Genomic DNA, 24,830 nt, shown 5'->3' on the forward strand with positions numbered 1-24,830 from the left:
CGCTGCGGCCCAGAACGCCGCGAGTCGCTCCGGCTCGGCACAGTCGATGGTCAGCTGGAGTTTCGGATCGGTGATCATCGGACAACACTACCGGCCGCCTGCGGAGGCCGGCGTCGCTCTGGGGCTGGCCGGTGAAGGCTGCGCGCGGACGGCACCCGAACCTATTCGCCACGACCAAGGGCATGCCTACCTGACGGTCAACCACCACCCCTTCGTGCTCCCGCCGAAGCTCGCCCGCCTCATTGACGATCAGCTCCAGCACAGCCCCCGGCACAGCAACACGGCCGGGGGCAGATACCTCTTGCCTGGTCACAGCCCTGGACGCCCGCGCAACCCCCTCGGCCTCGCCGACACCCTGAGACACCACGGTCTACCTGCCCGCGCAGCACGGAACACCGCCATGATGGACGCCCTGGTAGACCTACCGCCCATGGTCATCGCCGACCTGCTCGGTATCCACCCCAAGACAGCCGAACGCTGGGCCGCCCTCGCCGGCGGGAACTGGTCCGAATACTTGGCAGCGCGACGGGCGGCCCCGCAGGGTCAGGCAGTGGAACAGGACACTGTTCCGAGTTGAGCCCGCTGACGGCAGCCACATCGTCGGGGCCCGGGCTCGGCACCGGAACACTTCTCACAATCGGTCCTGCGACGTGCGCGTTCAGGCCGCACCTTGAGAAACGGGAAGTGCGCCGTCGGCCGCCGTTGCTGACCGGGGGGACGGTTGCGCTCGCCCGTATTCGTTGTCGGTCGCGTCGCCCCTACCTGCACCTGTCCCGGCAGGGGTGACGTATCGGGGTCCTGGCAGCCTGAACTCGTAGACCCGGGTTCAGGATCCGGTGCGGTAGCGGGTGAGCATGAGGGCGACGGCTTCGTCCACGATCGTGGTGTCGGTGGGGTCGGGCGGAACGAAGTCGGTTCGTACGAGCTGGGGCCACAGGAGCTGGCCGCAGATCATTCCGAGGAACTGTTCGGCCACGGCGGACGCCGGCTGTGGCTGTCCGTCGGCCGAACGGAAGTCGAGTGTGCCGGCCTGTGCTTCGGCGTCCAGGTAATCGCGGAGCCGGTCGAAGAAGGGTCCGCGATCGATGGCGAACCCGGTGCCGACGATGTCGGCGAGTTCCGGCATCTGGGGAAGCTCGGTGATGATGAGGCGGCACAGCGCCGCCGTGCCGGGCCGTGAGACCAGGCAGGCGTAGTCGCGGCCGATGTGGTCCAGACCGTACCGGGGATCGCCGGGCGGGGGCGGTTCGGCGTACTGCACGTCCAGTTGCCACTGTTCGGAGGTGACGGCTGCGAACAGGGCGGCCTTGGAGGGGTACCGCTTGAAGAGGGTGCCGGTGGAGACGCGGGCCTCCCTGGCGATCTGGGCCAGGGAGGTCTTGTCGTATCCCCGAGCGAGGAAGAGGTCACGGGCGGCGCGGATGATGCGCGCGCGGTTCTCCGCTTTGATCTGCGCGTGATACCCGGCCTGGCACGTGTCGCCACCGGTCTCCGCTCGGTCACGGTCCGCCACCGACATACCCACGCCCCTCGCCCGTCTCCCAGCCGCACCCTCGCCGTCAGAGAACGGTCTGGCCACCGTCCAGGATAAGGTCCTGGCCCACGGCGAAGGCGGAGACATCGGAGGCCAGGTACACCACGGCTTCCGCGACCTCCGCGGGCATGCCCATGCGACCCAGCGGGATGCCGGAGCTGATCGCCTCCACAACCGCCGCCTGCTGCGCGGGATCCTCGATCCCGAGCTTGGAGTACAGCGGGGTGTTCACCGGGCCGGGGCTGACAGCGTTGAACCGGATGCCGTGCGACCTGAGCAGGTCCGCGTTCCACGACCGCATCAGGGAGCCGACGGCCGCCTTCGTCGCGGCGTAGGCGTTCGACTGACCGTAGCCGCCGTGCGCGCTGTTGGACGCGTTGAGGATGACCGAGGACGGGTTGGCCAGCACGGGCACCAGGGCCTGGGTGAGGAAGAAGACGCTCTTGACGTTGATGTCGAAGAGGCGGTCGAAGCTGTCCTCCGTGTGCTCCTCGAACGGCCGCCAGTCCGAGACGCCGGCGTTCAGGAACGCCACGTCCAGCTCCCCGAAGTGCTCACGCACCCGCTGCGCCAGGCCGCGCTGCGCATCGAGATCGCGCGCATCCGCCTGGACCACCGGCACCTTGTCCCCGAGAATCTGCCGCGCCTTCTCGATGCTGGCCGGGGTGACCCCAGTGACCAGCACATCGGCCCCTTCCGCCACAAAACGCTGCGCGGTCTCCAGACCGATCCCGCTCGTGCCGCCGGTGATGAGAGCGCGCTTGCCCGCAAGACGATTCATGTGCCTGTTCCTTGCCGAGGCGTTAGGTAAGTCGATGGACTTACCCCTGAAGGTAACCACCACACCTCCCCATATGGCAAGTCGATCCACTTACCATCGGGGAATCGGCGGCGAGACCTGTTGATCATGGAGACGCCAAGCGATGAGGTGGCGCGTGTGCGTACGCTGCCGTCGCGCCCGACGTACTCAAGGAGCTGGTCGCGGCAGCCGCTCGGCGACCAGGTCGTAGGAATCCTCGACCGCGTCGGTGATCAGCCGCTCGGTGATGCCGGGTCCTGGCCCCAGGGAGATCCAGTGCCGTTTGTCGAGGTAGCGGCCCGGTGTGATCGAGGCGTAGCCGCGTATGTGGGCGCGGGCGTTTTCGGGTTCGCACTTGACCGTGATGATCTGATCGTCCGGGTCGTCGGTGACGATCAGGAACACTTTGCCCGCGACCTTGTACACGTCGAGTCCCGGGGTGAAGGGGCGTCCGTGGCTGACGTCGGGGAGGGCCAGGGCCGCCTGGCGGGCGGTTTCCTGCAGCCGGTCACCGGCAGCCCTCACCGGTCCGCCCTCGGGGCGGTGCCGTAGGTGTGTGGGTCGACGGGCCGCTCGGCCCTGGGCAGGTGGGCGACGACGAGTCGGTAGGAGTCGGCGACGAGCTCCCTGACGAGCTCCTCGTGGACGCCTTCTCCACTCTCCACCGTGATCCAGTGCTTCTTGTTCATGTGGTAGCCGGGGGTGATGTGGCTGTACTGCTGCCGCAGGGCGTTGGCCTCGCCGGGGTCCGCCTTGAGGATCACGACGGGACGCCCCGGCACTTCGGTCATCAGCATGAACACCTTGCCGCGTACCTTGTAAACCTCCCAGTCGGGGCCGAAGGGGTGCTCCAGCTGGGCTCCGGGGAGTTTCTCCGCGCAGTCGGCGGCGGTCTTGTGCAGGGCCGATCCGTTCATGGGTGGTGGGCCTTCCCGGGTGGTGACGGACTGGGGCATCGAAGGAGGCGGTGGGCACGCCGCGCGGGCGCGGCGGCACGTTCCATCCTTGCGTCGAAGCCGACAAGGAGGGCCGTAGGCTGCGGACACGTGATGGTCGACAAGCGACACTCCAGGCCCAGCAGGCAGGCCGGACCGGCTGCGGTCCCGCTGTACGGTTTCCAGCCCCCGGTCGGTACTCCGTACGGCCTGGAGGTGAGCACCGTCGAGGATTTCTTCGCCCAGCACGACGACTGGCCGTGGAACCCGCCCCGTCCGGGCCGTGCCACCTTCCACTACCTGATCCTGGTCACCGAGGGTGAGCTGCGGCACGACGTCGACCACGTCACGCGGACCGTCGCCCCTGGCCAGTGGCTGTGGGTGCGTCCCGGGCACGCGCAGTGCTGGCATCCGCCCGGCGCCGCCCGCGGACCGTTCATCCTGTTCGAACCGGACGTGCTGCGGCCCGACCTCGCCCGTCTGCTGGCCCCGCTCACCGCGCACGAGGCCCCTGCCGTGCTCAGCCCGCACCCCGATGACACCGCGTGGCTCCAGCAGACGGCACTCCAGCTCCTGGACGAGCACCGCGCACTGGGGCGCCGCCCTCTCGACGTCCACCATGCCCTGCGGCGCAGCCTGCTCGAATCGCTGCTGCTGCGCCTGGCCAACTCCCCCGGCATCGCCCCCACCGGCACAGCCACGCCCACGGCCGGCACCGGCCGTGCCGACAGGTACGGGCGCTTCCTGGACGCCTTGGAAATGCACTTTCGCGAGCTGCACCAGGCCGCGGACTACGCCGCGTTGCTCGGCTGCTCGGTCCGCACGCTCAGCCGCGCCGCCAGGGACGCCACCGGCAAGGGGGTACGTGAACTCATCGACGAGCGGCGCCTCCTGGAAGCCCGGCGCCTGCTGGGAGCTGCCCGGTGGGACTCCCGGACTGTGGCCGTCCACCTCGGCTTCACCGACCCCGCGAACTTCGGCCGCTTCTTCCGCGACCGCACCGGACTCACCCCGGCCGCCTTCGCCGCCCGCGCAGCGAGGACCGACGCGTGACGGAAACAACGCGGAGGCCCCGTGCCCGTCGGAGGCGATGACCCCCGCCGCGGTCCGCGTGAACGCCCGATGGGAGCACTGGTGGAGTGTCGGTGTTCGAGAGCTGCAGTGTTCGCCCCCAGGGCAGCGCCAAGTCGGCACCCACCTTGCTCCAGTGAACAGCCCACCCTCTCCACGGAGCCTGGAGCCTGCTTACGGGCAGACGCGGGCGTCGTTCGGGGAATGTTCGGGCAGGGCTGCCGCTGTCCCGGGGACGTCAGCGCGCCCGAGGGAAAAGCTGCTCGACAGCGGTCACTACCGCGGCGCGGCGGGCGGCGGCGGTGGGGTCCACGGCGTGTGCGGCGGCGGCCTCGCTGAGTTCGGGTTGCGACGCCCAGGTCATGGCGATCTGGTTGACCAGGGCGAGGACGTCGGCCGGGTCCCAGGCGGGGGCGAGCTGTCCGGCCTGTTGCACCTGGCGGAGCTGGTCGATTTTGCGGGCGAGCACTGCCTGGGCGGGATCGTCGGCAACGGCTGTGGTGCCCGGCAGTTCGAGGCGGCCCCAGGCGATCAGGCGGTAGTGGTCCGGACGGGCGACGAAGTAGTCGAACAGGCGGCCCGCGTAGCCAGGGAGGTCGCACGGGTCCATCTGGGTGGCCTCGGCGATGACGACGTACTCCCGTGCGGCGACGTCGGCATAGAGCGCGTCTTTGCTGCGGAAGTAGGCGTAGACGCGTTCTTTGCTGGTCCTGGCGAGCTTGGCGATGCGGTCCACTCGGGCGCCGGCGACGCCATGGCGGGCGAACTCCTCCATGGCAGCGGTAAGGACGCGCTCGCGCGTGTCGCCGGCGGCTACGGGCGCTGCGGTCGGGCCGGAGTCGCGGGACTGGGGCATGGCCCCAGGATAGAGCACCGAACCGTTTGGTTTGGCATCGCGGGTGCTCGGACGTACAGTCAAACTGAACAGTTCGGTTTGACCTTTGGGGGTGAAGCCGGCGAACCACTCAGGGAGTGAACTCATGCAGCACCGCAATCTGGGCTCTCAGGGTCTGCGCGTCTCGGCGCTCGGCCTGGGGATCATGGGCATGTCCATGGCCTACGGCGCCTCGAACGACGACGAGGGCATCGCGACCATCCGCCGCGCCCACGAACTCGGGATCGACTTCTTCGACACCGCCGAGCTGTACGGCGCCGGTACCGGCAGCAACGAGATCCTCCTGGGCAAGGCAGTCAAAGACTTCCGCGACGAGGTGGTCCTTGCCACCAAGTTCGGCTTCGACATGACCGCCCCGGCGATCAGCCCCGCCTTCGACAGCCACCCGGAAAACATCCGCAAGGTCGCCGAGAACAGCCTGCGCTACCTGCAGAGCGACCACATCGACCTCTTCTACCAGCACATCTCCGACCCCGACATTCCGGTCGAGGAGGTCGCCGGCGCGGTCGGCGACCTCATCAGCGAAGGCAAGGTGAAGTACTTCGGCCTGAGCAACGTCGGCCCCCAGTACATCCGCCGCGCCCACGCCGTCACCCCGGTCTCCGTGCTCCAGTACGAGTACTCGCTCTTCGAGCGGGAGGTCGAGGAGAAGATCCTTCCCGTCCTGCGGGAACTCGGCATCGGCCTGGTGCCCTACTCCCCGCTCGGCCGCGGCTTCCTCACCGGCCAGGTCAAGCCCGCCAGCGAATACCCCGCGGACGACATGCGCAGCTGGGACGAGCGCTGGCAGGGCGAGAACTACACGTACAACCTGCACGCCACCGAACAGCTCAAGGATCTGGCCGGCACCAGGGGCATCACCACCGCCCAACTCGCGCTGGCCTGGCTGCTCGCCCAGGGCGAGGACGTCGCGCCCATTCCCGGCACCCGCAGCACCAAGCGCCTCGAGGAGAACGCGGGCGCCGCCGACATCCAGCTCTCCGCAGCCGATCTGGCCCGCATCACGGAGATCCTTCCCCACGGCTCGGCAGGCAGCCGCCTCCCGGCCGCCGTACTGTCCAGCTTCACCACAGACTGACCGCGCCGACACAGGCGATGAACAGATCGGGGAGGATCTCCTCCACCGACTCCCCGGCTGCTTTGCCGCTCAGTCCTTCTCGGCGCTCCTTGCGGGTGGTGGGGGTGTCAGCCGGCGAGGTCGACGCCGCTCGGGATCGGCTTCCTCGCTGGAGGCGGCCTTCGGTGATGGCGTGCAGCTGGGCCGTGGGCGGCTGATCCTGGCTCAGCCAGAGTCCGGGTGGCGCCGCTGGGCACGCAGCCGGGCCCAGCGCTTCAGGCGGCGGCCGACCTCGGCCTCATGGCCGTGTTCGGTGGGCCGGTAGTAGGTCTCGCGGGCCATGTCCTCGGGGAAGTATTCGGCACCGGAGAAGCCGTCGGGGGCGTCCGGGTCGTACTGGTAGCCCTTGCCGTAGCCGAGGTTCTTCATCAGCCGGGTGGGCGCGTTGAGGATGTGCGGCGGCGGCATGAGGGAGCCGGTACGGCGGGCGCTTTCACCCGCGGCGCGGAAACCGCGGTAGACGGCGACGGACTTCGGGGCGGTGGCCAGATAGACGACGGCCTGGGCGAGGGCGAGTTCCCCCTCGGGCGAGCCGAGCCGCTCGTACACGTCCCACGCGGCGAGAGCCTGCTGGACGGCGCTCGGGTCGGCCATGCCGACGTCCTCGCCTGCGAAGCGGACCAGCCGGCGGGCGATGAACAGCGGGTCCTCGCCGCCCTCCAGCATCCGCGCCAGCCAGTACAGGGCGGCGTCCGGGTCACAGCCGCGCATCGCCTTGTGCAGCGCGGAGATCAGGTTGTAGTGGCCCTCCTGGGCCTTGTCGTACAGCGGGGCCCGCTGCTGCACCTGCCGGGCCAGCCCGGCCACGTCCAGCGAGCCGGTGCCGGTGGGGAGGGCCTGGAGCTGCTCGGCCATGTTGAGCAGGTAGCGGCCGTCCCCGTCGGCCAGGGCGAGCAGGGCCTGGCGGGCCTCGACGGTCAGCGGCAGCCGGCGCCCGGTCAGCTCCTCGGCGCGGGTCGTGAGGGTCTGCAGAGCCTGCTCGTCGAGGCGTTTGAGGACGAATACCTGACTGCGCGAGAGCAGCGCGCCGTTCAGTTCGAAGCTCGGGTTCTCGGTGGTCGCGCCGACCAGGACGACCGTGCCGTCCTCCACGTAGGGCAGGAAGCTGTCCTGCTGGGCGCGGTTGAAGCGGTGGATCTCGTCGACGAACAGGAGCGTCCCCCGCCCCCGGCCTCGGCGCCGCTCGGCGTCGCGGAACACCCGGCGCAGGTCGGCAACCCCGGAGAAGGTCGCCGACAGCGGGGCGAAGACCAGACCGGCGGCATCGGCGAGTAGCCGGGCGATGGTGGTCTTCCCGCAGCCGGGCGGCCCCCACAGGACCATCGACACCAGATGCTGCCGCTCGACCATCCGCCCGATCGGCGCCTCATTGCCCAGCAGGTGCTCCTGGCCGACCACCTGGCCGAGGGTACGCGGGCGCAGCCGGTCGGCGAGAGGACGTGAGAAGTCTTCGACGACCGGCAAGGTGACGTCGCTCGCGCCGGTGCTGTCGGGGCCGGGATCGTCGTCGAACAGGGCGAGCGCGGGTTCGCTGTGGTCCATGGGGCTGAGCTTTCGCGTAGGTGACGGTGGTCGGAGCGGGCGGGCGGTCAGGGGCGGGCGGGCCGCCGGCGGCGGGGCGCCGAGTCGAGTGCCAGGTCGTAGGAGTCGATGACCCAGTCCTCGACCAGGGCCGCGGTGACACCCCGGCCGCCGCCCAGCGAGATCCAGTGCTTCTCGTCGAGATGGCGCCCGGCGGTGATCGGGGGGTACTGCTCCTGCAGCCGCCACCCTTGTTCGAGGGGCGGCTGCTTGTGGTGCCGGGCAGTGGCGCGCGCGGCGCGCCGCCTGCCGCGATGACGCGAAGCGCACTGGCCGCAAGGTCGTCGACGACTTCCACCTTGACGATGGGATCACGCCACGGAGCCGCCACCGCTCACCTGTGAAGAGCCCGCCGGATGAACTCCTCGCGGGTCGCGCTGGAAGCGCGCGACACAGTCGCATGATCCACCGACATGTCGAACCCGTGGAAGGCTCCGCCCCACATGTGGAGATCGACGCTCACGCCCGCCTCGGAGAGGCGGCCGGCGTAGCTCAGGATCTCGTCGCGGAACCCCTCCGCCGAGCCGGTGTCGATGTAGGTGCGCGGCAGCCGGCTGAGGTCCTCGGCGCGGGCCGGCGCGGCATACTGCGACACGTCCAGGCCGCCGCGCCGCTCGCCCAGTACGGAGGTCCACGCGTACAGGTTGCTGTGGCGGTCCCATACACCTTCGCGGTCCACCATGCGACTACTGTGCGTCTCGAAGCGGTCGTCGAGCATGGGGCAGATCAGAATCTGGTGGCTGAGCCTGGGAAAGGCGCGGTCGCGGGCGAGCAGCGCGGTCCCCGCCGCGAGGCCGCCTCCGCCGCTGACTCCGGCGATCAGGAGCCGCTCGGGGTCGATGCCGAGCTCGTCCGCGTTCTTCGCCATCCACACCAGGCCCGCGTAGCAGTCCTCGACCGGCGCGGGATCGGGGTGATCCGGCGCCAGTCGGTATTCGACCGACACGACGACCGCATTCCCGTCGATCACATGGGGGAGGAGATGACTCACGTGGTCCCGGCGTCCCCCCCATGATCATCCCGCCACCGTGGAGGCTGAGGATGCCTCCCTTGGGGCCTCGGTCCTCGACGGGGCTGAGGATCAGCAGAGTGATGTCCGGCGCGCCTTCCGGCCCCGGCACCTGGCGCTCCTCCACCCGCACCCTGCCGCCCGCCGTCAGAGCATCCGAATCCAACGCGGGGGAACCCGCGGCGATCTGCCGTCGGATCTCCTGCAGGATCTCGTCCGTCAGGGCTGGAAAGACAGCGCCCCGCGCCTCCTCGACGGGCGCGAGCTCCGGGTCCAACGGGGGCCGGACGGTCGTGGCACCGAAAAAGTCTGCTGCTGTCTGGTCCGTCATCTGTTCTCTCTTTCGGAAACGCCGAAGCTCACGGTCGGGCCGAGCCATCCACTGCGCACGCTGTGTGCGATGACCTCGTCGCGTCCCGCGATCAGGTCTCAGTCGTCCAGGACGACGACGTGCTTGCCCGGCGTGGCGCCGGACTCGAGATCGGCCTGGGCGTCGCGGACCTGTTCCAGGCCGTGGTAGGCCTTCGCGACCGGGACGTTGAGACGCCCTGCGGCGATGGCCTGGAGCTGGTGGGCGAGGACGTCGGCCGGGAGGTCGGCGGCCTCACCGCCGTAGGACGTCAGCCGCACCCCGCCCGGGATCATGAACGGGCTGAAGTCGGGGATCGTCCACTGGCCCGCCAGGGCTCCGGTGAAGCAGACCGTGCCGTGGCGGCGGACGGTGCGGAGGGTGTCGGCGAGGACCGAACAGCCGACCAGTTCCAGGGCTGCGTCGACGCCGTCCGGGATCAGCTCGCGCACCTGGTCGGCGAGGGTGCCGTGGTCGACGAGGGGGTGGTCGACGCCCGCGGCCCGCAGTTCCCCTGACCTCGACTCGCTGCGGGTGGTGGACAGCACGGCCGCTCCGAGGTCCTTCGCGATCGTGGCCGCGCTCAGCCCGACCGTGGAGGTGCCGCCGCGGATCAGCAACGTCTGCCCGGCCCTGAGGTCCAGGCCGCGGGTCAGGGACCCGTAGGCGGTCTGGAACATCTCCGGCAGCGCGCCGACGACCTCCCACGGCAGGCCGGTCTCGAACGGGATGACCTGTGCCGCGGGTACGGTCACGTACTGGGCGTAGGCACCGTCGTAGGCGCGGCCCATGCCGCCCATCATCGTGGCCACCTGCTGTCCCGGCCGCAGACCGCTGTCCTCGTCGGCCTCGTCGACCACGCCGACGCCCTCGATGCCGGGGATGCGCGGGTAGGTGACCTCCGCGTCCGACTCTCCCTTGCGGGTGGTGACCTCGGATTCGTTGACGCCGAACGCCTTGACCTTGATCCGCACCCAGCCGGGTTTGCGGACGGGCACCGGGACGTCCTTGATCTCCAATGCCTCCAGGCCGCCGGGCCGGGTGACGACGACGGCCCGCATGGTCGCCGGTGCGGCGTCGCCGGCTGCTGTCGGTTGGTTCATACCGAGTTCCTCACTCTGTTTCGCCCCTTGGTGCGCTGTTCCGGATGGCGTCCCGCCGGTCGTCAGGGGCGGGCGATGCCTTCCCACAGGTCGAGGGCCTGCTGGTAGTGGGCGGTGCCCTCGAAGGGAGAGTCGCCGACGGTTTCCGCGGTGGGCTTGTCCGTGACGGCGGGCCACAGGCGGGAGTGCTCGCCGGTGGCGAAGTCGAGGACGATGTCGCGGATACGGGTGTCACGCTCCGCCTGCTCGGCGCTGCGGCCCGGCTGTTCCTGGCCGACCAGGGCGTACATCTCGGTGCCGTGCACGGCGGGCGCGCCTTCGGCGGGGCCGATCAGGAGGAGGTGGGCGTTGCCGCCGGCGGCGGCGTGGGCCAGGGCGCCGCGGGCGGCGGGGAGCGCGAAGAGGTAGTCCGCCATGACCGCGGCGCGGACCTCGGCCGGGGTACGGCCGCCCTGGTCGTAGACGTCGACGATCTTCTTCGCGCGGGAGCGGGGAATACGCCACCCCGCGACCTCGTCGACGACGCGGTCGATGGTGCCCGGGTCGAACCGGTCGAGGTCGTTCGCCACCCACCAGCCCATGTCGTCGCTGGCCATGCTCAGCAGCACGTCGACGTCGCGGTGCGCGCCCGAGGCGAGGACGTCCATGGGATGGGCGTGCACCACCGCGCCGGGCTGCCCGGTGTCCAGGACGACGCCGGTGGCCTTGTTGTCCACCCCGCCGCGGACTCCGAGGTCCGTCGGGGCGACCTTGCGCAGGGCGTCCCGCAGGGAGAGCGGGTCGAGGTCGAGCAGCTTCTCCGGGCTGTCCGCGACGCCGAGTTCGGTGACGAACCGGTGCGCGAGTTCCTCGGCCCACCAAGCCGGGATGCTGCGGGCGGGCCCGCCGGAGAACCCAGCCAGGCGCCGGTACAGGCCGTCGGCGGAGGAGGCGCCGAGCAGCCCGAAGGTGGAGTAGGCGCCGCCGCTGTGACCGTAGACGGTGACCTGGTCGGGGTCTCCGCCGAAGTGGGCGATGTTCCGCTGGATCCAGGTGAGCGCGGCGATGACGTCCTGGAGGAAGAGGTTGCTGGCCTCCGCGAGCTTCCCGCCGTATTGCGAGAGCGAGAGCGGGCCCAGGGCGCCGAGCCGGTAGTTGATCGACACGCCCACCACGCGCCCCGTCGCGGCGAGACCGGCGGCGTTCGAGGTGATCTGGGTGTTCGCGCCGTACTCGAATCCGCCGCCGTGGATGTACACGGTCACCGGCAGCGCCTTGTCGGCCGGCTGCTCGGGGGCCCACACGTTCAGGTTCAGGCAGTCCTCGCCCATCCCGCTGTCGGCTTCGAGCCAGTCGCCGCTGTCGGGCTGCACAGCGACGACGCCCTTGCGGTCATAGGGGAGGTCCGGATCGAACTCCGCGACTGCGGGGCGGCGGTACCGCTCGGCGGTGGCGTACGGGATCCCCCACCAGGACCGCACCCCTGGTGCGGTCGGGGCCTTGGGAGCGGAGGCGGTCATGGCACGTCCTTCCAGCGCGGTTCGGGTGTTCGCGCGGTGCTTCGGCTGCTGGTTGCTCGCGGTGACGTCTCCCATCGTTTCCCAGGATCCGACAGAGCGCCCGGCAGGTGGCGGTCAGCCGGTGGTCACCAGGTGACACTTCGGCAGCAAGATCTCGGTGCAGGCCACGAGCTTCTGCCACACGGCCGGCGGCCGGATCGTCGGCGAACGGGGCCGGCCCGGCCTCTTCGGGGTTATGCAGCGCATCGGTGCTGTACCGGTGTTGCGAACCTCGTAGCGCCGGGTGAGCCTTCTGTCGTGCGGGATTGCCGCTGCTGGGACGTGCCCGTACGGCACGGTGGCAGGGGACGAAGGCCCCACCGGAGCGCGGGCGCCCACGCGGGTTCACCGCAAGAGGTCGGTCTCTTCTTCCTGCTCCGGCGTCTTCGCACAAACAGCGCCCGCTGCGGTGAGAGCTGTACGCCTAGTCATCGCGACCGGGCCGGGGGCTGCCGTCCATGATCTGGTCGCGGATCTTGATGATCCTGTCGTCGTCGAGGCAACGGGTCGCGAACTCCAATCCGAACTCGTCGTCACGGGAGTAGGGGTCCAGCATGTGCTGCCCCACCCCGTAGCTCAGCGCGTAGGTGCCGCGACCTGTGCGTATGAGAATGAGTCCCGCCGCGGCGCGGCTGCGTTCATTGACTTCCAGTCCGGTGATGCATTTGACCGCGCTGCACCAGTCGGCGCGCGCTCGATGAACGCGCCTCCCTTGCGCTCGCCGACCGAGAGGTCGAACTCCGTCAGCGACGGTCCGCTCTGCACCGGCAGTTCGGCGCTGACCACGCCCACGCCAATTCCCTTGCGAACAGCACCTTCTGTGTTGTGATCCCCAGACATGCGGTGACTGAGCATTTTCGGCGTGACCACCTGTCAGGTGACAGCTCCGGCGCCTCTGGCGTCAAGCACTTGCCGGGGAGGCAGTCAGTTGAAAGCGTCGGTCATGCAGTCCACCCGGCAGTCGGCAGCCTCATAGCGCTGGCGGAGGGCGGCAGCTGCTTCTTCGCGCTCCACAAAGAGGTACCCGTAGTGCTGGCGCGCCACCCTGGTCACGTCTGCGACCGTGACGATGGCCGGTTCGCCGTGCGCGGCCCGTCGACGCGCTCCGGCGATTGCCATGTCCGCGGAGCGCAGCAGGTTTCTGGAACGATCCCTGATCACGGCTGCCTGGGCGCGTTTCGCCGAGAGGGGACGCAGGACACGTCCTCGCCAGACGTAGCCGGCGGCGACAAGGACAAGACCGAGCGCTACGAACAGGAGTCCGCCTGGGGCGTGAGGTCGCATCTATCCAGTCTTCACCACTCGCGTGGTGATCGTCATGCCCGTGTCGGCGGCCGATTGCCGGAGCGACTTGGTGCCAGGGCGCCGTCGAGCAGGACGTAGTCCGGTCCGTCTCGCGCACAGCACGCAGCAGGCCGGGAGCCCGGTCGGCGAGCAGGTCGACGACGGCTTCGTGCAGGCGTGGGCGGTGCCGACGGAGATGCCGAACCGGCAGCGAGCTGGGCGAGGCCGACCGGCTCCAGCTCCTCGCCAGCTTGGCTGGCACCCCTGCCGGGCAGCAGCCGAGCAGCACCGGCCGCGACGCTGCTTTCCCGTGACTCCAGGCGCTACGGGTCAGTCGACGTCTCCGGAAGCGTCCGGGTCCCAGAACGGGCGCAGGCCCTCACCGGGGCCGCTGGCCGTGATGTTGAACAAACGCTCAACGGACCTTTGCCAACAGGAACGGAGCACCCCCGCGTCGGTGAGGAGGACGGTGCTGCACCTCGGTGCCCTGGAAGCTGATCGGCCGCCGTCGACGTCCGCTCCACCGCGACCATGGTCCAGGTCCCCCTCAGCCACCAGGTCATCATGAACGGCCCCAGCCACCGCCCCAACAAGCGCCCCAGGAACCCCACCGACAAGCACGGCACGGCCACCGCGAAGGACTGCTGACCGCAGGAGTCTCCCGCTCGGCGCCTGAGCACTGAAGCCCGGGCGCCGAGCCCCGCCCAGGTCTCCGCCGCTGGTCGATACTGATGTTGAAGTTGGAGACGCTGCCGTCGGCGGCGGTCAGGGTGACCGGACCGGACGTGATGATCACGGCGGAGTCGCCTCCCGGACCCCGGTAATAGCCGGTCGCCTCGGTGACCCTCACCGACGCCGCCCGCCGAAGGCCCCGAGACGGGACGTGAGCCAGCGGTCGCCTTCGCGTTGTCGGACGACTCAGTCGAGCGTGCCGACGAGGCCCGCGTGGAAGTGATTGAGCTCCTCGACTCGGCCGCTGAGTACCTTCGTCAGCCAGTCGGGATCACCCAGGAGAGCCCGGCCGACCGCCACGAGGTCGAACTCGTCCCGCTCCAATCGCGCGAGCAGGCCGTCGATGCCGGTGACACGTGCCTGCTCCCCCTGGAACACTTGGAGGAACTCGTTGCTGAGGCCTACCGCTCCCACAGTGATGGACGGCTTACCGGAGAGCTTCTTCGCCCAGCCCGCGAGGTTGAGTTCCGAGCCGTCGAACTCGGGCACGTCGAAACGGCGAGTGGAACAATGGAAGGCATCGGCGCCCGCCTCGGCAAGCAGCGTGAGAATGCACTCCAGTCTCTGCGGCGTCTCGGCGATCTTCGCCTTGAAGCCGTTCATCTTCCACTGGGAAAGCCGGAAGAGGATCGGGAAGTCTCTGCAGACGGACTCCCGGCACGCAGCCACGATCTCTGCGGCGAAGCGGGCGCGGGAGACGACATCACCGCCGTACGCGTCGCTGCGCTTGTTGGTATGGGCCCAGAAGAACTGGTCGATGAGATAGCCGTGCCCACCATGGATCTCGATACCGTCGAAGCCGAGCCTTTCGGCCGCCGCTGCGGCTGTGGCGTAGGCCTCGATCACGTGATCAATGTCCGCCTGCGTCATCGTCTCCCCCGCCACCGAACCGTCCAGTGCGATGCCGGACGGACCGATCCGCGGGGCGTCGGGCACCGGCGGGGCTCCGTCGACGCGTTCCATGCCGACGTGCCACAACTGCGGCACGATGCGGCCGCCCGCCTCATGCACCGCGTCCACCACCGCTGACCAGCCGACGAGCGCGTCATCACCGTAGAAACGTGGCACTCGACCGCTGCTCCCCGCAGAGTCGTGGCCGACGTACGTGCCCTCGGTGATGATCAGACCGACGCCGCCGGCCGCCCGCCGGGCGTAATACCGCGCCACATCCCTGCCTGGGACGCCGTCGGGGGAGAACTCTCGCGTCATTGGCGCCATGACGACGCGGTTGGGAAGAGCGAGGCTTCCCAGGGAGAAGGGGCGGACCAGTAAGTCGCCGGCGCTTACTGCCGAGTTGCTGGGCATCATTCATTCGCCTTCGGTGGACGGTCGGTCACACGGCGAGAGGAACATGTCAACCGTGCGGTCGGTACCTGGTCTGGCTGAGGTGGCTCGGGCGGTCGAGGGCTGCTGGTCTCGGTCGCAGCAGGCCGTCGGACGAGAAATACGGGCTCAGTCCGGTGGACGTCGTGTGGGCAGTCGGTGGACTTGAGCGAGGGTGACCTCTTGGCGGTCCGGTGGTCCATGAGAAACATCTTGATGTGTACGTCTATCGCTTCGTACAACGTACACATCGATGTGTACGACGTCTACTCCTGATACGGTGTACACAACGTTCGGCGGAAGGAGCCCGACCGGTGCCCGCCCAAGAAGGACACGTACCAAGCGGTGACAGGGATGAGGTCTCCCTGTGGGAACGCCTCGAACGCCCTGCACCCGCCCCTCGGACGACCCTCACCGCACGGCGGATCGCCGAGGCCGCGGTCAGGATCGCGGGCGCCGAGGGCCTCGACGCTCTCACGATGCGGCGACTGGCCGCCGAACTGGGCGTTGCCCCCATGGCCGCGTATCGCTACGTCTCCGGCAAGGACGAACTCCTCGAGCTGATGGTCGACTTCGTGTACGGGGAGCTGGACCTCCCCGCGGAGGCGATGGACTGGCGCGAGGCCATGCGGACGCTCGCGCTGCGCATCCGGGACGTCCTGCTGAGGCATTCCTGGGTGACCCGCGCGACCTGGTGTGCACCAACTCCGAACCAGCTGGCGGTGCCGGAGCGAGCACTGGACGCACTCAGCGGTCTTGGCCTCGACGCTGACACGGCGATGGCGGTCTACAGCACCGTCACCGCGTACGTGCACGGAGCCGTCGACGCTGAGATCGGCCTGACGCAGATGCTGCGGGTTCGCGGCTGGTCAAGCCGCGAGGAGGCGCGCTCGGGCCTGGCCTCGCAGATGACCTGGCTCGTGAACACCGGTCGGTACCCGAGGTACGAGCAGTACATCGGCGATGCCACCCGCAAGGACGACCCGCAGTGGCAGTTCGAGACCGGCCTCGACTGCGTCCTCGACGGCATCGCGGCACGGCTGGACGCCTGAAGCGCCCTGTACAAGCCTGGCCCTGCCTGGGTACGTGCTCCGGAGAACGTGCGCCCTGTCGGCGGTCTGGCCTACGGCCGACTTCCGCAGCCGTGTCGAGCAGCTGAAGGACAACGCGGTGATGCGAGCGGTGGGCTGCGGAGCCTCGTCGATGATCGAATACGTGAGGAAACGCGTTCCAAGACGGGCCGGCCTGCTGTACCCGTTCGCAGTCATCGCCGGACTCGTGGTGTTCGCCGTTCTCTATGGGATTACCGGCATCGGCGCACTGGAGACAGTGCTCGGCAAACGATCACTGGTTCGGGTGATGTGCCTGGACGGGAGCGCTGGTGGTGTACACGGACGGCAGCATGGGGACGGCACAGCCGACGGGCCCTGTGCAGCGGCGGCACCGTTCTTCCACTGCCCGACGGCAGCATGCCCGAGCCACCCGCGCCGTCCTGAATCCGACACTGCCCCCGGAGGCGGCCGGCGTGCTCAAGGACGCTGGGGGTGGCGTGCAGCCAACTACCGGTGATCAAGGGGAGATCTTCACGGCGTGCGTGTCGGCGGCATCCCGGCTCCCGCCCGGGTCGCGTCGGCGCCCCAGCTGGCCAGCAGTCGTAGTGCATCCGCGGACGGGGAGCCCGGTTCGGCGTGGTACGTCGCCAGCGTCTGTTCGTGGTCGTCGGCCTGGTGGAACGACTCGAGGCGGAGGTCGAGTTCGCCGACGAGCGGGTGGTGCAGGCGCTGGATGCCGTGGCATTTCTCCTTGACGTCGTGGGTGGCCCACAGGCTCCTGAATTCCTCGCTCTTCACGGAGAGTTCGCCCACCAGCGCGGACAGCCGGGGATCGTTCGGATGGGAGCCGGCGTCCATGCGCAGCTGAGCGACGACGTCGCTGGCTTTGTGCTCCCAGTCCACGAACAGGTCGCGGTAATCGGGCTTCAGGAAGACCAGCCGCGCCCAGTTCTGTTCCTGTGTGGGCAGCTCGGCCCAGTCGCCGAAGACCGCCGCGGCCATCCGGTTCCAGGCGAGGATGTCCGAGCGCCGCCCCACGAGGATCGCCGGGACGCTGTCCATGGCGTCGAGCAGTGTCCGCAGGGGGCCCCGCACCTGCTGGGCGCGGCCGGCCGGCTTCTTCCTGTGCTGTCTCGGCTTCGCCAGGTGCGTGAGGTGGGCGTGCTCGGCGTCGCTCAGCCTGAGCGCGCGGGCGATGGAGTCGAGGACCTCCGCCGACACGTTCTGCCCGTTGCCCTGCTCCAGGCGCGTGTAGTAGGCCACCGAGACGTCCGCCAGCTGGGCCAGCTCCTCGCGGCGCAGTCCCGGCACCCGGCGGTACCGTCCGAAGTCCCGCAGTCCCACGTCCTCCGGCTTCAGCCGGGCCCGCCGGGTGCGCAGGAACTCGCTGAGCTCGGCACGCGGGTCCAGAGCGCCGGCGGCGGGCTCGTGCACCGGTTCGGGGTTTCCGTCCATGTCTTCGAGTATCCACGGTCGCACGCACACCAGCCTGACCCGGCCAGTGGTAGGCACCGCGCACGTACGCAAAGCCGTGACCTGGGTGAATACCGGATCGCCCAGCACGCTGGAGTCCGTGCCCGGCAGGAAGGCGGCCGGGGCGTGATTCGGATCAGGAACGGAGACCCCCATGACCGCAACACAAGGGATCGAGTCGAGGACGCACCGAACGGAGACGGCGGCGGAGGTGGTCGGCCGGCTTCGTGCGACGTTCGACACCGGTGTCACCCGCTCACTGGACTGGCGCGTCGACCAGTTGCAGCGGCTGCGGGCGCTGCTGGTGGAGAACGAGAAGGAGCTGATCGAAGCGCTCTGGGCGGACCTGCGGAAGAACGCCGCCGAGGCGAAGCTGCAGGAGATCGACTTCACCGTCGCCGACATCGACGAGGCGCTGGCGAATCTCGAGAGCTGGCTCAAGCCGCGCCCGGTGGAGGTTCCCGCCCACTTCGGTGGCCCTCACACCACCGCCTACACCACGTACGACCCACTCGGGGTCGTCCTGGTGATCGCTCCGTGGAACTTCCCGCTGCACCTGCTCATCGACCCCATCATCGGCGCCCTGGCCGCCGGGAACACCATGGTGGCCAAGCCGAGCGAGATGTCGGTGCACACCTCGGCGGTGGCTTCACGCCTGCTGCGACAGTACTTCGACGCCGACGTGGTCGCCGTGGTCGAGGGGGGCGCCGAGGAGACCACGGAACTCCTGGCCCAGCGTTTCGACCACATCTTCTACACCGGCAACGGCACCGTCGGCCGGATCGTCATGGCCGCGGCAGCCAAGCACCTCACCCCGGTCACCCTCGAACTCGGGGGCAAGTCACCCGTCTTCGTCGCACCCGACGCCGACGTCGACAAGACCGCCCAGCGGCTGGTCGGCGCCAAGTTCGGCAACGCGGGGCAGCAGTGCATCGCCCCCGACTACGTCCTGGCCGATCCTGCCACCGCCGCCGCCCTGGTCCCCGCCCTGCGCACCGCGGTCGAAGCCCAGTTCGGCACCACTCCGCAGACCTCGGCCGATTTCGGCCGGATCATCAACGAACGGCACTTCGACCGGCTCACCGCTCTGCTGGACTCCGGCCGTGCGGCGGTGGGAGGCGAGCACGACCGTGACGACCTGTTCATCGCACCCACCGTGCTCACCGATGTCGACCCCGCATCGCCGGCCATGCAGGAGGAGATCTTCGGCCCGATCATCGCCGTCGTCGAAGTCGCCGACCTCGATGCCGCCATCGCCTTCATCAACGAACGCGACAAGCCCCTCGCGCTCTACGCCTTCACCACCTCCGAGGACACCAAGTCACGCCTGGTGAACGAGACGTCCTCCGGCGGCGTCGCCTGGGGCCAGCCGCCGATGCAACTGCTCATGCCGGGCCTGCCCTTCGGCGGCGTCGGCGAGAGCGGCATGGGCCGCTACCACGGCCGGTACTCCCTCGAGACGTTCAGCCACCTCAAGGCCGTCGCAGACGTCCCGCTCAGCTAGTCTCGCGCTTCGTGAAGCAGGCTGTCCGATGGGCGATCGGCCGGCGGAAGTGCCTCAGGCCGGTGAGAATGAGGATCGCTGAGATCGCTGTTCCCGCCATCGCCGCAAGCGCGTTCCAGGTGAAGCCGCGTATCGGTCCTCTTCACGGGGGTGCGACGAGGAAGTCGGCCGCGGCGCGGCCTGCAGACGCCGATCCGCACCGACTCCGGCGCCGGCACCCATGACTTCGTCACCTGGCTGACTACTGATCATGCGCAAGGAGCGAACGCCCCTACTCCGGCGGGCAGTTGCGCTCTACCGGCGTCGACGCCGACGGCATGCGGCTCTCACCGCGTTCGCCGCCAACACCACCCACACCCCGAGCGCGGTCCTGGAACCGCGTCACCGTCAGCGGGCCCGCGTCTGCCCGAGGACCGCATCCGCGGTTCCTCCGGGACAGCGTGGACCCCCTGCGTCGCAGACCTTCATCCCCGTTTTCCTCCGTATTTCAGAAAGAAAGAAACCCATGACTGCCAACATTTCAGAAGTTTCGCCCTTTCCGTCGCTCTTCTCTCCCGTCTCCCTCGGGAAGATCGAGCTCGCCAACCGCATCGTCATGGCACCGCTGACCCGGGTCCGGGCCGGTTCCTCCGGCATTCCCGGGGACCTGATGGTCGAGTACTACCGGCAGCGGGCGAGCGTCGGAATGATCATCACCGAGGGCACCTACCCCGATCACGCGTCGCAGGGGTATGTCGGTGAGCCGGGCATCGCCACCGACGAGCAGGCGGCCGGCTGGCAGCGGGTGTTCGAGGCGGTGCACGCCGAAGGCGGCCGCATCGTCCTGCAGATCATGCACGCCGGCCGCGGCACCCACCCCGACATCAACGGCGGCCGCCGCATTCTCGCCCCCAGCGCGGTCGCCGTCGACAACAAGACGTTCACCGAGAAGGGCGAGCAGCCTTACCCCGTACCGGAAGCGATGACCACCGCCGAGATCCGGGCAGCCGTGGAGGACTTCGTCGCCGCGGCCCGCCGGGCCATCGAGGCGGGAGCGGACGGCGTGGAAATCCACGGCGCCAACGGCTATCTGCTCCAGGAGTTCCTCTCCCCGGCGGCCAACCAGCGCACCGATGGATACGGCGGCTCGCCGCAGAACCGGGCCCGCTTCGTCGTCGAGGTCGTCACGGCGGTCGCCCGGGCCGTCGGTGCCGAGCGGGTCGGGCTGCGGATCTCGCCGGAGGTCGACCTCGGGGACGTCTTCGAGACCGACCGGGACGACGTCCTGGCCACCTACGGCACCCTGCTCGACCAACTGCGCCCACTGGGCCTGGCCTACCTCTCCGTACTGCACGCCGAGCCGGGCGGCGACCTCGTAAAGGAGCTGCGGCGGCGCTTCGACGGCAAGCTGATCGTCAACAGCGGCCCCTTCGGCGGGCAGACCACCCGCGAGCAGGCGCTCCAGCAGATGGAGGCCGACCACGCCGACGCCGTGGTCGTGGGCCGGGCCCTCATCGCCAACCCCGACCTGGTCGCACGCTGGCAGGGTGGTCACCCGGAGAACGAGCCGCGGCCGGAACTGTTCTACGGGCCGGGCGCCGAGGGCTACACCGACTACCCCTTCCTCGAAACGGCCTGAGGCCCACGGTCACGCCTGTTCATGCGGCAGCCCCACTCACACATGGACAGGCACCCGACCGGCGACACTGTGCCCACCCCTTTTGAGCCCGCGGTGCGAGCTTCAACATGAGTCGTGGTGCTGGTCGAGGACGTGGCCAGCGACCAGGCTGGATGAGTTGGGCCGCCAGGTTCACAAAGCGGGGTGCAGTCGGCGCGCTCCACCCAGTCGCCCGTGCCTCGGCGGTTCCGTTTGGATCACCAGGCAGGCCTCACGAAGATGCCCGCTATGTGGAGTCCGGCCGGGCAGACCGAGTCCTGCGCGGCGGAGGGAGTTCAATGACACGTCCCCACCAAATGGGCCGCCGATCGGTCACTCTGCCGGAGATGATCGGGGCCGGGAGGGAGAAACCGTCGGTCGAGGTCACGACGATCGGCCGTACGCAGCGGCGTGGCGCGAAGAATTGGCAGCAAACAGTTCCTGCAGGAGTTCAACGATGAGATCGGGCTTTCCTACGAACGGGGAGTGACCCGTCTCCCACTCGCGCACGTCGGTGCAGCGCAAGGCCATCTTCCGCTGCAGGGCCGGGTCGACGGCCCGGTCCTGCGTGCAGACGACATAGGTGGAGGGAACGTGCTTCCAGCTCTGGCGCTCTGGGATGCCTCGCCCGCAGCCGGGGGCTTGCGCACGCAGGAGCCCGACCGCCCAGGCGGCGAGAGGTTCGGGGCAGTCGCCGTAGAGGGTGTCGGCGGCCCGGTCGGGGTGCAGGCCGGTCGAGCCGTCGGGCTCAGAGTTGATCGCGTCCCGGAGCTGCGGGGACGCGCCGCCCAGACCGGCCGCGCTGTCGCCGACATCCGGCACGAAGGCCGCCAGATAGACCAGGTGTCGCGCCCCGCGCAGCCCAGTGATCACTGACCCGCCGTAGGAGTGACCGAGCACAATCGGAGGCTCCGGCAGCGAGTCGACGACAGCCTGGACCGCGGCTGTGTCAGCGGGCAAAGAGCCCCTGTGGAGTTCGGGAACGACGACCTCCGTTCCTGTCGTTCGCAAGCGTTCCGCCACCAGGGCGAAGTGTTCGGGACGGTGATACAGGCCATGGACGAGCACCACTGCGGCCAATGCGTTATGCCTCCTCGGGGCGGGTTCAGACGAGTGGTCCAGGGCCGGTCAGCCGTATCGTTGCAGCAGTCCGTCCACGTATGCCTCCAGCCGTTCTGCCAGCACCTCGGACGTCAGATCGTCCCGCCCCAGTTCACGCCACGGGCCGGCCGGCTTCGCCGCGTCGGGGCAGTAGTGCAGCGCGTCGAGAAGCCGCCAGTACAGGTGGTCGGGGCCGTCGGCGAGGTCCCGGCCGCCATGTGCCTGGTACCGCTCGCGGAAGCTCAGCCCGTACGCCGGTCCGTGCAGCAGTGCGAGCGCGGTCGAGCAGTGCGCCACGTCCAGGTCGGCGGGACCCCACGAGGTCTCGACCCAGTCCACGACGCCGGTGATCCGCAGCTCGGGCCCGGCTCCGGTGAAGAGCACGTTCCCGGGGTGGAAATCGCGGTGCAGAAAGCAGCCTTCGTACGACGGCGGGTCGCGGCGGAGCACGGCCACGGCCCGCTCCCACAGGGGACCGTCCGGGGTGCGGACACGCTCCGGTGACGTCCACGCCTGGTACGTGCGCGGTCTTTCGGCCGGTACGACGCCGTGGACGCGGACGAGCTGGGCTGCGAGCAAGTCCAGGCGCCGGTCGAGGTCGTCCTCGTCGACGCGGACGTGGCCCGGCAGCGCGGACATCACCAGGGTCGGGTGATCGCAGTGTTCGGCCGTGGCGTCCACGGCGACGAAGCCGGGAGCCGGGATGCCTTCCTGCCCGGCAAGCAGCGCCAGGACGTCCGCCTCGCGGGCCAGCAGCCCGGGCCCCGCGTGGCGGAAGAACGGCTTCACGAAGGTTCGTTGCACCAGGTCCGTGCCGTCGTCGAGCGTGAGCCGGCGCATCTGGGAGCTCCAGCCCCCGGACAGCAGACGCGAGTCGGCGACTGACCGGCCGTGGCCGAGCTGCTTGGCCACCCACGCACGCGTGGCCGTCCAGCCACGGTCATCGAGACCGGTCATCACCGCCTCGACGAACGCCCGCCGGTCGTCGCCGTGATCGCGGAACCACATTCCCAGCTGATGCTGCGCGTGCGGAAGCTCGAACCGCGTGTACTGGGCGCGCGCGGTCAGCGCATCCTGCACGGACTCGGTCACAGCGGGCGGGATCACCGCGTCGGTGCCCGGCACGGCGAGCACCGCCCGGCCCTCGTACGCCCGCAGCACCTCAAGCGCGGGCGCCTTCCGCCAGCCTTCCGGCCGCCGGATGATCTCGCTGAACCGGCCGTTCCCGTCCCCGAAGGGCACGTCCCACGCCTCGGCGGTGTACACAGCGGGTGCGCACAGCCCCAGCGCGGCCACCCGATCCCCGTAGTGCCGGACGAGATCCGCCACCGTCTGCCCGCTCATGCTGAACCCGACCAGGATCAGCGGCCTGTCCGCCCCAGCGTATGCATCGATCACCGAGACGGCCTGCTCGAACCGTCGCCGCAGGCTTAACTCGCTCAGTTTGCCGGTGCTTTCGCCGTGCCCGGAGAAGTCGAAGGCGACCCCTCGACAGTTGTGGGCCACGAACTCCCGCACCAGAGGAAGGAGTCGCTCCGTGCTGCTGGCGCCTGCGCCATGCAGCACCACGGCAGTGACCCCGGATGGATCACCGCCGTACACACCGCTGAAGCGTTCACCGTCGTGGTCGTGCGTGAAGTCGAAGAGCATGCCCTATTCACTCACGCCGTGGCCTCCGTTCTTCGAGAGTGTCACCGCAAGCATCCGACCCTGGTCTCCGCTCTTCGAGCGGCGACGGAGTACGGCGGCGTACTGCGCGCGGGGGCTGCCCAAGGCTTGGGTGCAGTCGCGTGACGCGTGGTTCGTGAGGATCAGTCAGCTCCACAGTGCCCTCCGGGAACGTGACAGGGGCCGGCTTCCACGCTCATGGAGCTCTCAAGCTGGACCGCATCGAGTACGTGCTCCACGAGCGCCCGGACCGGACCTTCGCCTTCGCCTTCACCTTCGACGAGTTCGGACCGCTGGGCATCCGCCCGACGGCCTCGTCTTGCTGGGCCGAGCGGAGCAGGCGGAACCGGCTGCCGGCGACTCAGCACCGCACTCACCGCACCCGCTACTTCCGTGGCTGCCACTGCGACGGCGACGTCACCCTGCGGGGGGCGTCAACAGACGTCGCAAGGGGCATCGGCCCGACCTGGGCAACGCTCAAGAGCATCCGTGCGGGCCGCCCGGACGGCGCCCCGATCTATGTGGTCCTGGGCAATCTCTCCGCCCACAAGAACGGGAGCAGGCGCCGCTGGACGACGAGCAACAAGGTCGAGCTGTGCTTCACCCCGACTAACGCGTCCTGGGCCAACCCGATCGAGGCACACTTCGGGCCGCTGCGGCAGCTCACTCTCTCCAACTCCGACCACCCCAACCACACCGTCCAGACCCGCCAGTTTCACCGCTGTCTGCGCTGGCGCAACCAGAACCCCCGCCACCCCGACGTCCTGGCCGCGCAGCGCCGCGAACGCGCCCGCATTCGTATCCGCATCCGCATCCGCATCCGCATCCGCAGCGAGAAGGGCATTCTCCGGGGCGGACGCCCCCTCGGCGCCGCAGCCTGACCGAGTGAGGGATCCCGCCGTGCCCGGATGTGGAGATCAGACGGCGGCCAGGCTCTCCGCCATGACCCGCTCCCTGCCAACGCCGTCGGGCAGAAGATCGCCGGGCTCACCCGTGTCCGTGAAACCGTGCCGCTCATAGAGCGCGATCGCCTTGCGGTTGCCCGGCATGACGGACAACCGCAGCGTCGTGGCACCGCGCTCGGCCCCCACCGCTCGACCGCCCGGATCAGGTAGTCACCAACGCC

The 24,830-nt window shown here is 69.4% G+C and carries 20 protein-coding genes and 4 pseudogenes; 8 read left to right on the forward strand and 16 right to left on the reverse strand.

Going from position 1 to position 24,830, the window contains the following annotated elements:
* Window positions 1-577, forward strand: a pseudogene (locus ACN6LD_RS20120) (hypothetical protein); the annotation flags it as partial.
* Between the two features lie 249 nt (window positions 578-826).
* Here the strand turns inward: ACN6LD_RS20120 and ACN6LD_RS20125 are convergent.
* The 4 genes from ACN6LD_RS20125 to ACN6LD_RS20140 all read right to left on the reverse strand — a co-directional run bounded on the left by ACN6LD_RS20125 (window position 827) and on the right by ACN6LD_RS20140 (window position 3,250).
* Window positions 827-1,519, reverse strand: coding sequence for a TetR/AcrR family transcriptional regulator (locus ACN6LD_RS20125; RefSeq protein WP_319197084.1), 693 nt, complete (start codon window positions 1,517-1,519; stop codon window positions 827-829).
* 40 nt (window positions 1,520-1,559) lie between these two features.
* Window positions 1,560-2,315, reverse strand: a complete 756-nt coding sequence (locus ACN6LD_RS20130; RefSeq protein WP_319197082.1) for an SDR family oxidoreductase — start codon at window positions 2,313-2,315, stop codon at window positions 1,560-1,562.
* Window positions 2,316-2,501: 186 nt separating this feature from the next.
* Entirely contained in the window at window positions 2,502-2,858 is a 357-nt protein-coding gene (locus ACN6LD_RS20135) for an MmcQ/YjbR family DNA-binding protein (RefSeq protein ID WP_445043895.1), read from the reverse strand.
* Window positions 2,855-3,250 carry an MmcQ/YjbR family DNA-binding protein gene (locus ACN6LD_RS20140; protein ID WP_445043896.1) on the reverse strand — a complete coding sequence of 132 codons (396 nt, stop codon included), beginning with the start codon at window positions 3,248-3,250 and terminating at the stop codon, window positions 2,855-2,857. The genes ACN6LD_RS20135 and ACN6LD_RS20140 overlap by 4 nt, the downstream gene beginning before the upstream one ends.
* Before the next feature lie 129 nt (window positions 3,251-3,379).
* Between ACN6LD_RS20140 and ACN6LD_RS20145 the strand changes: the two genes are divergently transcribed.
* Window positions 3,380-4,321, forward strand: coding sequence for a helix-turn-helix domain-containing protein (locus tag ACN6LD_RS20145; RefSeq protein WP_319197076.1), 942 nt, complete (start codon window positions 3,380-3,382; stop codon window positions 4,319-4,321).
* 256 nt (window positions 4,322-4,577) lie between these two features.
* Here the strand turns inward: ACN6LD_RS20145 and ACN6LD_RS20150 are convergent, their stop codons facing one another.
* The gene (locus ACN6LD_RS20150; RefSeq protein WP_445043897.1) at window positions 4,578-5,195 is read right to left on the reverse strand and encodes a TetR family transcriptional regulator; all 618 of its coding nucleotides are present in this window, start codon (window positions 5,193-5,195) and stop codon (window positions 4,578-4,580) included.
* A gap of 124 nt (window positions 5,196-5,319) precedes the next feature.
* Here ACN6LD_RS20150 and ACN6LD_RS20155 point away from each other — a divergent pair, with 124 nt between their 5' ends.
* Entirely contained in the window at window positions 5,320-6,312 is a 993-nt protein-coding gene (locus ACN6LD_RS20155) for an aldo/keto reductase (RefSeq protein WP_319197072.1), read from the forward strand.
* A 204-nt stretch (window positions 6,313-6,516) separates the two neighbouring features.
* Here ACN6LD_RS20155 and ACN6LD_RS20160 read toward each other — a convergent pair whose 3' ends face one another.
* From ACN6LD_RS20160 to ACN6LD_RS20185, 6 genes and pseudogenes are all read right to left on the reverse strand, one after another.
* Complete coding sequence (locus ACN6LD_RS20160) at window positions 6,517-7,893, reverse strand: replication-associated recombination protein A (RefSeq protein ID WP_319197070.1); 1,377 nt, start codon at window positions 7,891-7,893, stop codon at window positions 6,517-6,519.
* A gap of 373 nt (window positions 7,894-8,266) precedes the next feature.
* Window positions 8,267-9,272, reverse strand: a pseudogene (locus tag ACN6LD_RS20165) (alpha/beta hydrolase fold domain-containing protein).
* 98 nt (window positions 9,273-9,370) lie between these two features.
* Window positions 9,371-10,393, reverse strand: a complete 1,023-nt coding sequence (locus ACN6LD_RS20170; RefSeq protein ID WP_319194243.1) for an alcohol dehydrogenase catalytic domain-containing protein — start codon at window positions 10,391-10,393, stop codon at window positions 9,371-9,373.
* Window positions 10,394-10,455: 62 nt separating this feature from the next.
* Complete coding sequence (locus ACN6LD_RS20175; protein WP_445043936.1) at window positions 10,456-11,892, reverse strand: carboxylesterase family protein; 1,437 nt, start codon at window positions 11,890-11,892, stop codon at window positions 10,456-10,458.
* Window positions 11,893-12,355: 463 nt separating this feature from the next.
* A complete protein-coding gene (locus ACN6LD_RS20180) occupies window positions 12,356-12,808 on the reverse strand; it encodes a DUF6119 family protein (RefSeq protein ID WP_445043937.1) in 453 nt (150 codons plus the stop codon).
* A 47-nt stretch (window positions 12,809-12,855) separates the two neighbouring features.
* Window positions 12,856-13,215, reverse strand: coding sequence for a hypothetical protein (locus tag ACN6LD_RS20185; RefSeq protein ID WP_445043898.1), 360 nt, complete (start codon window positions 13,213-13,215; stop codon window positions 12,856-12,858).
* A 549-nt stretch (window positions 13,216-13,764) separates the two neighbouring features.
* Between ACN6LD_RS20185 and ACN6LD_RS20190 the strand changes: the two are divergent.
* Window positions 13,765-13,863 (forward strand): annotated as a pseudogene (locus ACN6LD_RS20190) (ATP-binding protein); the annotation flags it as partial.
* 270 nt (window positions 13,864-14,133) lie between these two features.
* Here ACN6LD_RS20190 and ACN6LD_RS20195 read toward each other — a convergent pair.
* On the reverse strand, window positions 14,134-15,252 hold the full coding sequence (locus ACN6LD_RS20195) for an NADH:flavin oxidoreductase (RefSeq protein WP_445043938.1): 1,119 nt from the start codon (window positions 15,250-15,252) through the stop codon (window positions 14,134-14,136).
* 332 nt (window positions 15,253-15,584) lie between these two features.
* On the opposite strand from ACN6LD_RS20195, the gene ACN6LD_RS20200 reads away from it, so the two are divergent.
* Window positions 15,585-16,322: a TetR/AcrR family transcriptional regulator gene (locus tag ACN6LD_RS20200; RefSeq protein ID WP_445043899.1), complete on the forward strand. Its 738-nt coding sequence runs from the start codon at window positions 15,585-15,587 to the stop codon at window positions 16,320-16,322.
* A gap of 531 nt (window positions 16,323-16,853) precedes the next feature.
* Here ACN6LD_RS20200 and ACN6LD_RS20205 read toward each other — a convergent pair.
* A complete protein-coding gene (locus ACN6LD_RS20205) occupies window positions 16,854-17,777 on the reverse strand; it encodes a helix-turn-helix transcriptional regulator (RefSeq protein WP_445043900.1) in 924 nt (307 codons plus the stop codon).
* Window positions 17,778-17,949: 172 nt separating this feature from the next.
* Between ACN6LD_RS20205 and ACN6LD_RS20210 the strand changes: the two genes are divergently transcribed.
* The gene (locus tag ACN6LD_RS20210; protein ID WP_445043901.1) at window positions 17,950-19,299 is read left to right on the forward strand and encodes an aldehyde dehydrogenase family protein; all 1,350 of its coding nucleotides are present in this window, start codon (window positions 17,950-17,952) and stop codon (window positions 19,297-19,299) included.
* Between the two features lie 505 nt (window positions 19,300-19,804).
* Complete coding sequence (locus ACN6LD_RS20215; protein ID WP_445043902.1) at window positions 19,805-20,917, forward strand: alkene reductase; 1,113 nt, start codon at window positions 19,805-19,807, stop codon at window positions 20,915-20,917.
* Window positions 20,918-21,319: 402 nt separating this feature from the next.
* On the opposite strand, the gene ACN6LD_RS20220 is transcribed toward ACN6LD_RS20215, so the two are convergent.
* Together ACN6LD_RS20220 and ACN6LD_RS20225 are read right to left on the reverse strand one after the other, a co-directional pair.
* Window positions 21,320-22,015, reverse strand: coding sequence for an alpha/beta hydrolase (locus ACN6LD_RS20220; RefSeq protein WP_319194250.1), 696 nt, complete (start codon window positions 22,013-22,015; stop codon window positions 21,320-21,322).
* 48 nt (window positions 22,016-22,063) lie between these two features.
* Complete coding sequence (locus tag ACN6LD_RS20225) at window positions 22,064-23,686, reverse strand: alpha/beta fold hydrolase (protein ID WP_319194252.1); 1,623 nt, start codon at window positions 23,684-23,686, stop codon at window positions 22,064-22,066.
* Between the two features lie 227 nt (window positions 23,687-23,913).
* On the opposite strand from ACN6LD_RS20225, the pseudogene ACN6LD_RS20230 reads away from it, so the two are divergent.
* Window positions 23,914-24,585: pseudogene (locus ACN6LD_RS20230) on the forward strand (transposase); the annotation flags it as partial.
* Window positions 24,586-24,621: 36 nt separating this feature from the next.
* On the opposite strand, the gene ACN6LD_RS20235 reads toward ACN6LD_RS20230, so the two are convergent.
* Complete coding sequence (locus tag ACN6LD_RS20235; protein ID WP_319194253.1) at window positions 24,622-24,762, reverse strand: N-acetyltransferase; 141 nt, start codon at window positions 24,760-24,762, stop codon at window positions 24,622-24,624.
* Between the last annotated feature and the right edge of the window lie 68 nt (window positions 24,763-24,830).

The organism is Streptomyces sp. SAS_272 (genome assembly GCF_052543235.1).

Excerpts from the sequence above, each read along its gene's own strand:
- ACN6LD_RS20125 (WP_319197084.1), bottom strand. The coding sequence starts at position 1,519 with ATGTCGGTGGCGGACCGTGACCGAGCGGAGACCGGTGGCGACACGTGC.
- ACN6LD_RS20130 (WP_319197082.1), bottom strand. The coding sequence starts at position 2,315 with ATGAATCGTCTTGCGGGCAAGCGCGCTCTCATCACCGGCGGCACGAGC.
- ACN6LD_RS20140 (WP_445043896.1), bottom strand. The coding sequence starts at position 3,250 with ATGAACGGATCGGCCCTGCACAAGACCGCCGCCGACTGCGCGGAGAAA.
- ACN6LD_RS20150 (WP_445043897.1), bottom strand. The coding sequence starts at position 5,195 with ATGCCCCAGTCCCGCGACTCCGGCCCGACCGCAGCGCCCGTAGCCGCC.
- ACN6LD_RS20155 (WP_319197072.1), top strand. The coding sequence starts at position 5,320 with ATGCAGCACCGCAATCTGGGCTCTCAGGGTCTGCGCGTCTCGGCGCTC.
- ACN6LD_RS20160 (WP_319197070.1), bottom strand. The coding sequence starts at position 7,893 with ATGGACCACAGCGAACCCGCGCTCGCCCTGTTCGACGACGATCCCGGC.
- ACN6LD_RS20170 (WP_319194243.1), bottom strand. The coding sequence starts at position 10,393 with ATGAACCAACCGACAGCAGCCGGCGACGCCGCACCGGCGACCATGCGG.
- ACN6LD_RS20175 (WP_445043936.1), bottom strand. The coding sequence starts at position 11,892 with ATGACCGCCTCCGCTCCCAAGGCCCCGACCGCACCAGGGGTGCGGTCC.
- ACN6LD_RS20185 (WP_445043898.1), bottom strand. The coding sequence starts at position 13,215 with ATGCGACCTCACGCCCCAGGCGGACTCCTGTTCGTAGCGCTCGGTCTT.
- ACN6LD_RS20195 (WP_445043938.1), bottom strand. The coding sequence starts at position 15,252 with ATGCCCAGCAACTCGGCAGTAAGCGCCGGCGACTTACTGGTCCGCCCC.
- ACN6LD_RS20205 (WP_445043900.1), bottom strand. The coding sequence starts at position 17,777 with ATGGACGGAAACCCCGAACCGGTGCACGAGCCCGCCGCCGGCGCTCTG.
- ACN6LD_RS20210 (WP_445043901.1), top strand. The coding sequence starts at position 17,950 with ATGACCGCAACACAAGGGATCGAGTCGAGGACGCACCGAACGGAGACG.
- ACN6LD_RS20215 (WP_445043902.1), top strand. The coding sequence starts at position 19,805 with ATGACTGCCAACATTTCAGAAGTTTCGCCCTTTCCGTCGCTCTTCTCT.
- ACN6LD_RS20225 (WP_319194252.1), bottom strand. The coding sequence starts at position 23,686 with ATGCTCTTCGACTTCACGCACGACCACGACGGTGAACGCTTCAGCGGT.